The following is an 11,767-nucleotide window of genomic DNA, read 5'->3' on the forward strand; positions in this document are numbered from 1 at the left end:
TCCCTTAATACTATAAAAAAGACGCAACCTCCTCTAAAGTTACGTCTTTTCTCAGCCATTTATTTAAATATGTTATCCTAATAATAGGAACAGGTAGTGCGCAATAACTCCTGCTGCTATACCACCTATTGTATGAGATAAAATTGCTTTTGAAGATAGTTTTCTTACTCCAAGAGCATCCATCATACCGATATGTGTACTTAAGTATCCACTCCAACACATACCCATCGCTGTAAATACCGCGATATCATTCGGTCCAATAAGACCGCTTCTTAAGAATTCAGGCACTAGAGAAATTGCTCCACCTACAGCTCCTAATGCCGTTATCGGGAAGGCTATTGCTTCTGCTGAATGGAATCCGAATAATGGTTCTAATATGAATGTTAGTTTTTCTCCTAACCAAGGTAAGAAACCAACTCCCTCATACGCTGCTCCTGTATATCCTCCAGCTGGCATTTTAAATGTTAACATCATCACAAAAGTACAAACAATCAGTACCCCTGGGATAATTGCCATTCCCATTTCTACTCCTGTTTTTCCACCTTCTAAAATAGTATCTAAAACTCGTTGGAACATGTTACCATCACGAACTATTCTTACTTTATCAGGCGCTTCTTCTTCGCCGTCTAATTCTACTACTGGATCTTCCGCTTCGTCACCATAGTATTTTTTAGTTTCTCTTAACATTAAACGAACACTTATAATACTACCTAATATCGCTCCAACATTACCTATAATTGCTGCTTTGATAAATCCTTCTCCTTGCCCCATCATAAACATCGTTACAATAAGTCCCATTCCGAAGGCTGTACCTAAGTTACATAATGCTGGTACCTGATATTTTTTAAAGAACGCTACAAAACGCTTATCTTTCGCAAACGGAATAATTGCTGGATTATCCGATAAATAAGTAGCAACTGCTCCAGTTACACTTGCTCCCGGCATCCCCCAAAGTGGTTTCATAAGCGGTGCAAATATTTTATTAATTAATGCAATTGCTCCAAACTCTGATAACAGTGCGCTGATTGCTCCAGCAATAACTGCCATCGCCATAATGAAAAATACTGTATTCAGTAATAAGTCGTGCGCAGTAGCCATCATAGTTTTAAACATAAGTGGCGTCCCCATTTTCCTTGCCATAAATCCAAATATCAAGAAAAATATAGCTAGAAAAATAAACGTCTCTAAACTAACAGCTTTTTTTACCACTGTATTCTTATTTTTTTTCTTGGTCCTATCCCCGTCCATAAAAATTATCCTTTCTTTAATTTTGATTAAATTTAATTATCCTTGTTTGAATTCATTCAAACACACTGTACTAATACAACTTACATATAATATTATAACATATTTTCTTTATTACCGCAACTATCTCAACAATTTTGTAATTAATTTAACTATCCTTGATATTATATATCTTTTATTATAATAAAAATTAACTCTTTTCAACCTTTATAACCCTAATCTTCTGAACATTATAGACACTTAAATATCCTATCTTCTAAAAATATTAATTATTTATAAATTTTATCATCCCACAAAAGTTTGTTGTGATACAGAACCTCTTGGTGTTATATTCGTTTTATAATCTTCAGCCAAATAAGTATGATTTTTATATTTTAAACTTTCAAAACTTTAAAAATCTTTACTACTTTAAACAAGTTAGATTAATTGCAATTACACCTCTTTTTTGGTAAAATTAACTAGCAACAAATAAATTATAGGAGAAGATTTTTTATGCGAAAGAAAAATGAAAATAATAATAAAATTTTAAAGTTTTCAATTAGAAAATTATCTCTTGGTGCAGCACCGGTTGTTATCGGGGCTTTATTTTTTGGAAGCTATGTACCAAGCGAAGCACTTGCAAATGAAAACAACACAAGCGTTAAATATACTTATCTAGCTGAAAACGAATTGACCGATGCAGAAAAAACTTTAGTTAAACGAAGTATACCTACTAATGTTAAACAAGATGAAACATACTACATGGTTTATAAAAAAGAAGCACAAACTTCTACTAAACCTTCAACTGAATTAAAATCACTGCCAAGTACTGGACAAAGTTCATTACCAGTCGCTGGACTTGGAATTGGTACTGCAGTTTTAGTAGTTCTTTTAATGTCGAAAAAACACAGAAACAAAGTACTTAGTGTAGTATTAATCGGAGCTATGGGGCAAAGTATCGTTATGCCTTATCAATCATTCGCCTTTGAAAACAAAGAGTTAGTACGTTACAACACTCAAACAACAGTAGCTAATTCAAATGAACTTGCGAATGGTGTAATCAATATAGATGGTTACCGTTATGTTGGTTATTTCACACTTAGTGATTTAGGTACGTCACCTCAACAAGAACAAAATGCTATTCCTAAACCAACACAACCTCAACAAAAGCCTACTCAAAAACCTGAAGTAACTTACAAAACAACACCTGAAGTAGCACCTAAAACTGTAGTCGAAAACAAACCTGAACTTAAATCTACTATTGAAGCTGTTCCTTTCAAAACTGTAAAACAGCCTGATGCCACTCTTCCTAAAGGGCAAAATAAAGTTGTTCAAAAAGGGGTTAGCGGGGAACAAATCATATTTAGCGAAGTAACTACTGTTGATGGTAAACAATCTAGCAAAGTTATTAAAACTTCAATTACAAAACAACCTGTAGATGAAGTAATCGCTATTGGTACTAAAGAGGAAGTTGCACCTACTCCAATCGTTACTCCAACAACTAAAGTAACACCTACTGAAGGTGAAAAAGTTCCAACTGTAATAAAACCTGAAGTTGTAACTTCTACAGAAGTAATTCCATTCCAAACTATCACTCAAAATGACGCTACTTTACCTAAAGGGCAAAATAAAGTTGTTCAAAAAGGAGCTAACGGTAAACGTACTATTTTAACAGAGGTAACTACTGTTAATGGTAAACAATCTAGCACAGTACTAGAAAACACAATCACAGAACAACCTGTAAATGAAGTTATTGCTGTGGGAACTAAGGAAGAAGCAGTTCCAACTCCGCAGCCAGAAACTCCAAAACCTGAGGAAACTAAACCTACTCCTCAACCGGAAACTCCAAAACCTGAGGAAAAAGTTGACAAAACAGCACTAAAAGCTCAAATCGATAGAGCTCTTGCACTTGTTCCTGCTGATTATTCAGCTGCAAGCTACGACGCTCTTAAACCAATTTTAGCAACTGCACAAAACGTCTACACTTCAGATTCTGTAAAACAACCTGAAGTAGATAGCGAGACAGCTAAACTTAAAGCTGCTATTGACGCTCTAAGTGTTGACAAAACAGACTTAAACAAAACTATCAAAGATGCAAAATCAAAAACTAAAGAACACTATAGTGATGCAACTTGGACAAATCTTCAATCTGTATTAGCTGAAGCTGAAAAAGTTACAAACAATCCAGCTGCTAAGCAAAACGAAGTAAATCACATTAACGAAAAACTTAAAGCAGCTATTGCTGGATTAAATACTGATAAGACTGAACTTGAAAAACAACTTGCTGATGCTAAATCTAAGACTGCTTCAGATTATAGCACTGCGTCTTGGTCTACATTAGAAGAAGCGAAAAATGCTGCTCAAGAAGTAGAAGATAACGCTACTGCTACTCAAACTCAAATCGATGAAACTGCCAAAAAACTTAAAGCTGCTATCGAGGCATTAAAAACTGATAAGACTGAACTTGAAAAACAACTTGCTGACGCTAAGTCTAAGATTGCTACTGACTTCAGCCCTGAAACTTGGTCTGCATTAGAAGAAGCGAAAAATGCTGCTCAAGAAGTAGAGGATAACGCTACTGCTACTCAAGCTCAAATCGATGAAGCTACTAAGAAACTTAAAGCTGCTATCGAGGCATTAAAAACTGATAAGACTGAACTTGAAAAACAACTTGCTGATGCTAAGTCTAAGACAGAAACTGACTTCAGCCCTGAAACTTGGTCTGCATTAGAAGAAGCGAAAAATGCCGCTCAAGAAGTAGAAGATAACGCTACTGCTACTCAAGCTCAAATCGATGAAGCTGCTAAGAAACTTAAAGCTGCTATCGACGCTCTTAATATTGATAAAACAAAATTACAAGAACAAATAACAATCGCAGAAACTAAACAAGAAGCTGACTATAGCCCTAAAACTTGGAATGAATTTAAAAATGCTGAAATAAAAGCAAAAGAAATCAACAACCAAACTACTCCACTTCCTAAACAAAGTGAAATAGATGCAGCTACTAAAGCTCTTCAAGACGCTATTAAAGCTCTTGCTGTAGATAAAACTGCATTACAAACAGCTATTAACACAGCTAACAGCAAACGTAAAGAAGAATACACTACTCAAACATGGAAAGCTTTAGAAGAAGCACTTGCAGCAGCAAACCCTGTAAATGCAGATAAAGCTACTACTCAAAGCAAAGTGAATGCAGCTACTGAAAAATTAGAAGAAGCTATCAAAAACTTAGTTCCACTAGCTGAAAAACCTATATTAAAATTTGTAAATACTGATAAAAAAGTATTAGATAAAGAAGTAGTTGCTAAGTACACTCTAGAAAATCCAACTAAAGCTAAAATCAAATCAATCACAGCTACTCTGAAAAAAGATGGACAAGTTGTTAAGACAATTGATTTATCAGAAAACAACTTAGATGCATTATTAGATAATCTAAAATACTTCCAAGAATATACTCTATCTACTACTATGGTTTACGATAGAGGTAACGGTGAAGAAACTGAAACTTTAGAAGATCAACCAATTCAATTAGATCTTAAAAAAGTTGAAATTAAAAATATTAAAGAAACAAGCTTAATAAGTGTTGATGATGCTGGAGCTGAAACTGACATCAGTCTACTTTCAGAAAAACCAACGAATGTTGCACCACTTTACCTACGAGTTACAACTCACGATAACAAAGTGACAAGACTTTCTGTTGATAAAGTTGAAGAAGTAGTTAAAGACGGAAAAACTTTATACAAAGTTACTGCAACTGCTCCTGATTTAGTTCAACACACAAACGCTTCTAAATTAGCAAACGAATATGTTCATTACTTCGAAAAACAAAAATTAAAAGAAGGTAATGTTTACTACAACTTCAACGAACTTGTAAAAGATATGCAAGCTAACCCTACTGGAGAGTTCAAACTTGGTGCAGACCTTAATGCAGCAAATGTAAAACCTAATGGAAAATCTTATGTTACTAATACATTTAAAGGTAAATTACTAAGTAATGATGGTGGAAGATTTACTATCCATAACTTAGCACGTCCTCTATTTGGTAGAGTCGAAAATGCCCATGTTCATGATATTAACTTAGGTAATGTAGATATTAACTTACCTGGGGACAATAAAGTTGCACCTCTTGGCGAAATGTTCAAAAACTCAAATATCGAAAATATTAAGGTAACAGGTAATATTGTAGGTAACAACGATGTTACCGGTATGGTTAACAAACTTGATGAATCAAATATGCGTAACGTTGCATTTATCGGTAAGATTAACAGTCTTGGAGATAAATCTTGGTGGTCTGGAGGTCTTGTAAGTGAAAGCTGGAGAAGTAATACAGATAGCGTTTATTTCGATGGTGATATTGTAGGTAACAACTCTAAATTCGGTGGACTTGTCGCTAAAGTTAACCACGGTGGAAACCCTAACGATTTCAAACAACGTGGTAGATTAACAAATTCATTTGTTAAAGGTACTATGACACTTAAAAACCACGGTCAAAGTGGTGGTTTAATCCACGAAAACTATGACTGGGGATGGGTTGAAAACAACGTTAGTATGATGAAAGTTACAAACGGAGAAATCATGTATGGAGCAAGTTCAGTTGACACTGGAGATTCATACTTCGGATTTGATAACTTCAAGAATAACTTCTATGTAACAGATGTAGCTACAGGATTATCTTCATACAAAAAATCTAAACAAATTAAAGGTATTACAGAAGCTCAAGCCTTAGAAAAATTTGCTAAAATGGGAATCACTGCTCATGAGTATGCAATTAACGAACCAGTAGTTAATACACTTAACAACATTAAACCAAAAGCAGACACTTATAAAGATACAGAGGACTACAACGCTGAGCGCGAACTTGCTTACCGTAACATCGAAAAACTTCAACCGTTCTACAACAAAGAGTGGATCGTTAACCAAGGTAACAAGATTCCTGCAAATTCTAAATTATTAACTACAGAAGTTTTATCTGTTGCTGCAATGAAAGATAATGAATTCGTAACTGAACTTGGCGATGCCAACCGCATTATCGTTCACTACGCTGATAAGACAAAAGAAATCTTTAACATCTCACCTAAAGAATCTCAAGTGAAACAAGTTAAAGAATATAGCATCGCTGAACTTGGAGAAATAGTTTATACTCCTAACATCGTTGATAAAGAGCGTAGCGATTTAATTAGTACTATCGAAAGTAAATTAAGTCCAGTAGAATTACAATCTGATCCTGTTTATCAACTCTTAGGAAGAACTGGTCCTAACAAAGTAAATGCAATTAAGGATCTTTACTTAGAAGAAAGCTTCAAGTACGTTAAAGATAATCTTAATAAATTCGTTACTAAGTTAGTTCAAAATGAAGATCACCAACTTAATACTGATGAAGCTGCAAAACGTGCATTAATTAAGAAAATTGATGACAATAAAGCTGCAGTTCTTCTTGGATTAGCTTACCTAAACCGTTACTACGGAGTTAAATTCGATGACTTTAACATTAAAGAGTTAATGCTATTCAAACCTGACTTCTACGGTAAGAACGTTAGCGTCTTAGACTTCTTGATTAAAGTTGGTTCTAAAGAAAGTAACATTAAAGGTGATAGAACTTTAGAAGCTTATCGCGAAACTATCGGTGGAACTATCGGTATAGGTGAGTTAAACAGTTTCTTAGACTATAATATGCGTCTATTCACAAGTGATACTGATTTAAACGATTGGTTCATAAAAGCAACTAAAGATAATGTATATATTGTTGAACCGAAAACTACAACACCTGAATTTGCTGATAAGAAACACAGAGCGTACGAAGGATTAAATAATGACATGCACAGTAAGATGATTCTGCCACTTCTTAACTTGAAAGATGCTCATATGTTCTTAATCTCAACATACAACACTATGGCTTACAGTTCATTTGAGAAATACGGTAAAAATACTGAAGCAGAACGTGAGGCATTTAAAGCAGAAATTGATAAAGTAGCAAAAGCTCAACAAAATTACCTAGACTTCTGGTCTCGTTTATCATTAGATAAAGTTCGTAACCAACTTCTTAAGAGCAACAACATGGTACCAACACCGGTGCTAGATAACCAAAATTATAAAGGAATCAGCACAGATAAATATGGACACACTAATAGTGGTAAAGATGTGGCTCCTATCCGTGAATTATACGGACCAACAGGACGTTATCATGCAACTGACTGGCGTATGGGAGCAGTAGCTCGTGTTTACGGTAACCCTTACAAAGATGATTCAGTATTCTTCATGGTTACTGATATGATTAGTGACTTCGGTATCTCTGCATTCACTCACGAAACAACTCACGTAAACGACCGTATGGTTTACTTAGGTGGTTCAAGACACCGTGAAGGAACTGACTTAGAAGCATTCGCACAAGGTATGTTACAATCACCTGCTGAAACAAGTCCAAACGGTGACTTTAAAGCACTTGGATTAAACATGGCATACGAACGTCCAAACGACGGAAACCAATGGTATAACACTAATCCAAACGATCTTACATCTCGTGCGGAAATCGATCATTACATGAAAGGTTTCAACGATACATTAATGCTTCTTGATTACCTTGAAGGGGAAGCTGTAATTGAGAAACACAGTAAAGAACTAAACAACGCTTGGTTCAAGAAAGTTGCTAAAAAATTACGTAACGCTAATACGAAGCATCAATACGATGAAGTTAGAGATCTTAACGAAGAAGAAAAAGGATATGAGTTAAACTCTGTTAACGACTTAGTAGATAAAAACTTCATGACTAAACACGGTCCAGGTAATGCTATCTATGATCCAACTGGATTCGGAACTGCCTACGTAACTGTGCCTATTACTGCAGGTATCTACGGAGGTAACACAAGTGAAGGTGCTCCAGGATCTATGTCATTCAAACATAACACATTCAGAATTTGGGGTTACTATGGATACGAAAAAGGATTCTTAAACTATGCTTCGAATATGTTAAAAGGAGAATCTAAAAAAGCCGGTAAGGATGCTTTAGGTGATGACTTTATCATCAATAAAATATCTGACGGTAAATTTAACAACTTAGAAGATTGGAAGAAAGCATACTTCAAAGAAGTTGTTGATAAAGCTAAAGCAGGATTTAACCCTGTTACAATCGACGGCACTACATACAGTAGCTACGAAGACTTAAAACGTGCATTTGCTGAAGCAGTTGAAAAAGATAAAGCAACTCTTAAAAATGGATCAGTTAAATCTGACAATACTGTTGCACTTAAAGAGAAACTATACAAAAAGCTTCTTCAACAAACAAATAGCTTTAAAACTTCTATCTTCAAATCATAATTTGAATAATAAAAACCTAGATTTAGACATTCTAAATCTAGGTTTTTTAATATTTCATAGAATCGTGATTACGTAATTTGTGCAAACTTAATATTAAAAAAATTCAGGACTATTTTTCAAGTCCTGAACTATAATTCTATATTATTTCTACTTCTTTTCGATATTGATCTTTAATATTTTCATCAAGAACATCATCACTGATGATTGCTGTTAGGTCTTTGAGTTGGAAAAATGTATAAAATGCATGTGTTGAAAACTTACTGTGATCGGCTAGTACATAACGTTCAGTCGCATTATTAAGAATCGTCTCGTTACAACGCCCTTCTTCTTCATCAGAGATAGTAACTTTTTCTAAATCTATACCATTTACTCCCACAAATGCTTTATTAACACTTATTTTACTAAGTGCATCTTGCGTGAAATACCCTATAAATCCTTTTGTTTTTTGACGATATCTTCCTCCGATGAAGATAAGATCGCAAGATGGATTATCTTTAAACTGTTCAAAAACCGTCAATGAATTTGTTACAATATTAAGATTCTTATCTTGTAAAAATTCTGCCAAGTAACTCGTAGTACTTCCAGCTCCTACAAAAATAGTCTCATTATCTTTTATAAGATCTGCCACTTTCCTAGCTATTTGTTTTTTTTCTTCAACATTTACAGAAATTTTCTTATTATAATTATCTTCTTGATAAAAGTTTTTTGGTTTTAATTTTGCTCCTCCATGTATTCTAGTAAGATGCCCATAGTCTTCCAACTCTTGTAAATCACGACGTATTGTCATCTCTGTTACTTTCATATCATGAGCAAGGTTACTCACACGTACTAAATGCTTCGTTTTTAACTCATTTAAAATATAGCTGTGTCTATCTATCTTTAACATTTTTTCTCCACTCTAAGGTAATAAATTTAACATCTATATTTTAACACTTTTTTAGGAAATATAAAACTGAAAACATAGAAAAACAATAAAACGAACATTAATTCTAACATAGAACATACGAAAACTAGCTGTTTTTAGGTTTATATCACCTAGATCAGCTAGTTTATTTATTATTTATCTTCTTTTATTTTTTCTTCTTTTAGTTGTTCTGTAGCTGCAACTACTCGCATATTCAACAGTCTATCATATAGCATTATTGAATCTTTACGTTTCAGCACATATGTTTCATACAGCCAGAATAGTGCTGAAACTGGTACTGCTCCCCAACCAATAGTTACTTTAATCAAGAATTCTCTGATTAGATATCTAGAAAATTCTATTTTTTTGTTGTCAGTTGGAACTATTCTTAATTTAAGAAGTTTTTTTCCAATTGTTTGACCTTTCCATCTTTGTGGTAAGTATCCGTATAAAAGAACCGCAAAAATAACTATTGAAATCGTCATATACAATGCATTTCTTTCATTTTCTGCTCCACCTTGAGCTCGTAAATTCGCAGTTGTATATTGGAATACAAAAGCTATCGGCAAGTAAATAGCTAAATCAATTAGATATGCAAAGAAACGTTTTACAATCGATGCTGTTTCGCCATACACATCTAACAGTGGCTCTTGTGCTGGTGCTGAAATATCACTAAATGTCGGTTTTATATTTCTATCATTATAACTGTATGAGCTATTCTTTTTAATCTTTTTTACCATAAGTCACCTAGGCTTCTAAGTCAACGTTGTGGTATACTTGTTGAACATCTTCACAGTCATCAAGCATTTCTAACATTCTTTCGAATTTAACTTTATCTTCTTCGCTTAGTGTTACTTCATTTTGTGGAATCATTGAAATCTCAGCAACTTCAAACTCTTCGATTCCAGCTGCTTTTAATGCTTCTTGAATTTCGTGGAAGTTTTCTGGTTCACCATATACTAGTGTTAATTCATCTTCTTCAATGATATCACGAGCATCAATATCAGCTTCCATAAGAATCTCTAATAATTCATCTGCACTTTTACCTTCAACACCGATTACTGCAGTGTTGTCGAACATATAGTTAACAGAACCAGTAACACCTAGGTTCCCTCCGTTTTTACCTAACGCTGTACGAACTTCAGCTGCTGTACGATTAACGTTGTTTGTAAGAGTATCAATAATTACCATTGTTCCACTTACACCGAAACCTTCATAACGTAGTTCATCGTAGTTCTCTTCACTTCCACCTTTTGCTTTTTCAATAGCACGGTCAATAATATTTTTAGGAACACGGTAAGTTTTCGCTCTTTCTAATACTACTTTTAGATTTCTGTTACTTTCTGGATCCGGCTCTCCAGTTTTCGCTGCTTGGTAGATTTCACGTCCAAATTTAGCATAAATCTTACTAGTGTTAGCGTCTTTTGCCGCTTTTTTTTCTTTAATATTATTCCATTTACGACCCATAGTCTTTTAATCTCTCTTTCTTTATATAAATATTTTCCATAATAGTAATTTTTCTCACCAAAAGACGGCTAGAAAATTATTACATACCTCTCTATATTACTATATTTAAGCTATTTTTTCAAGCGTTGTATAAAAAAGCTCATAGTAATTATAAAATCACTATGAACTTTTTTATAATTTTTATAGAAGTTAACCAAAAATTGATTTTGTTGTGTTATCTTCTATTCAGTTTTAACAACTTCTTATTTTTCTTTACGACGTCTTGCTGCAGCAAGTAATCCACCTAGGATTCCTAATCCTAATCCTGCTAATCCAGTATTAGTTTCAGTTGTACCTGTATTAGCTAGACGTTGTCCTAATTTGGCATTTGTACCTTGTCCGTTTGAACCTTTAGCAGTTACTAAATTATTAGCTGGGATTACTACTACTTGTCCATCTGGGTAAACAATTGTTGCTTCTCCATTATCAGCAATTGTAATCTTAGCATCTTTAAGTTTTGGATTTGCAGCGATTAGAGCTTGTTTAACAGCTTCTTTTTCTGCATCTGTTAATTTAGCTACATTTTCCACTCCAACTTTTCCTGGTAATGTCGGAACTTCTTTTTGTTTAAAGATATCTTTAGCTACGATTGTGTAAACTTTACCATCTTTAGTAATTACAGTTGCATTTCCTGCTTTGTCGAAGATAACTTCTACTACATCAGCATTAGCTCCTTTAATCTTAGCTTTTGCAGCTTCTTTTTCTGCATCTGTTAAGTTGCTTGGATCTTTTACTGGTGTTTTCTCTGGTGCTTTAACTCCTTTAGGCGCTTCTTCTACAGCTTTGCTTCCTGGAATTGTTGCTTTTGTTCCATCTGGGAAT

Annotated in this window: 6 protein-coding genes; 1 reads left to right on the forward strand and 5 read right to left on the reverse strand. The window is 34.1% G+C overall.

Going from position 1 to position 11,767, the window contains the following annotated elements; all coding sequences use genetic code 11:
- Positions 1–72: 72 nt before the first annotated feature.
- Positions 73–1,248, reverse strand: coding sequence for a CD0519/CD1768 family membrane protein (locus ACWOBP_RS07635; RefSeq protein ID WP_455338185.1), 1,176 nt, complete (start codon positions 1,246–1,248; stop codon positions 73–75).
- Positions 1,249–1,737: 489 nt separating this feature from the next.
- On the opposite strand from ACWOBP_RS07635, the gene ACWOBP_RS07640 reads away from it, so the two are divergent.
- Positions 1,738–8,535, forward strand: coding sequence for a ZmpA/ZmpB/ZmpC family metallo-endopeptidase (locus ACWOBP_RS07640; RefSeq protein WP_455338186.1), 6,798 nt, complete (start codon positions 1,738–1,740; stop codon positions 8,533–8,535).
- A 136-nt stretch (positions 8,536–8,671) separates the two neighbouring features.
- On the opposite strand, the gene ACWOBP_RS07645 is transcribed toward ACWOBP_RS07640, so the two are convergent.
- The 4 genes from ACWOBP_RS07645 to ACWOBP_RS07660 all read right to left on the reverse strand — a co-directional run.
- On the reverse strand, positions 8,672–9,421 hold the full coding sequence (locus ACWOBP_RS07645) for a DeoR/GlpR family DNA-binding transcription regulator (RefSeq protein WP_455338187.1): 750 nt from the start codon (positions 9,419–9,421) through the stop codon (positions 8,672–8,674).
- A 170-nt stretch (positions 9,422–9,591) separates the two neighbouring features.
- Positions 9,592–10,179: an RDD family protein gene (locus ACWOBP_RS07650; RefSeq protein ID WP_455338188.1), complete on the reverse strand. Its 588-nt coding sequence runs from the start codon at positions 10,177–10,179 to the stop codon at positions 9,592–9,594.
- A 7-nt stretch (positions 10,180–10,186) separates the two neighbouring features.
- A complete protein-coding gene (locus ACWOBP_RS07655) occupies positions 10,187–10,906 on the reverse strand; it encodes a YebC/PmpR family DNA-binding transcriptional regulator (protein WP_060913931.1) in 720 nt (239 codons plus the stop codon).
- A gap of 242 nt (positions 10,907–11,148) precedes the next feature.
- A partial coding sequence (locus ACWOBP_RS07660; protein ID WP_455338189.1) for an LPXTG cell wall anchor domain-containing protein occupies positions 11,149–11,767 on the reverse strand: 619 nt, incomplete at its 5' end.

This window comes from Gemella parahaemolysans (assembly GCF_053758945.1).

Bases quoted from the DNA above. Each gene is read 5' to 3' on its own strand.
- ACWOBP_RS07645 (WP_455338187.1), bottom strand. From the start codon at position 9,421: ATGTTAAAGATAGATAGACACAGCTATATTTTAAATGAGTTAAAAACG.
- ACWOBP_RS07640 (WP_455338186.1), top strand. From the start codon at position 1,738: ATGCGAAAGAAAAATGAAAATAATAATAAAATTTTAAAGTTTTCAATT.
- ACWOBP_RS07655 (WP_060913931.1), bottom strand. From the start codon at position 10,906: ATGGGTCGTAAATGGAATAATATTAAAGAAAAAAAAGCGGCAAAAGAC.
- ACWOBP_RS07650 (WP_455338188.1), bottom strand. From the start codon at position 10,179: ATGGTAAAAAAGATTAAAAAGAATAGCTCATACAGTTATAATGATAGA.
- ACWOBP_RS07635 (WP_455338185.1), bottom strand. From the start codon at position 1,248: ATGGACGGGGATAGGACCAAGAAAAAAAATAAGAATACAGTGGTAAAA.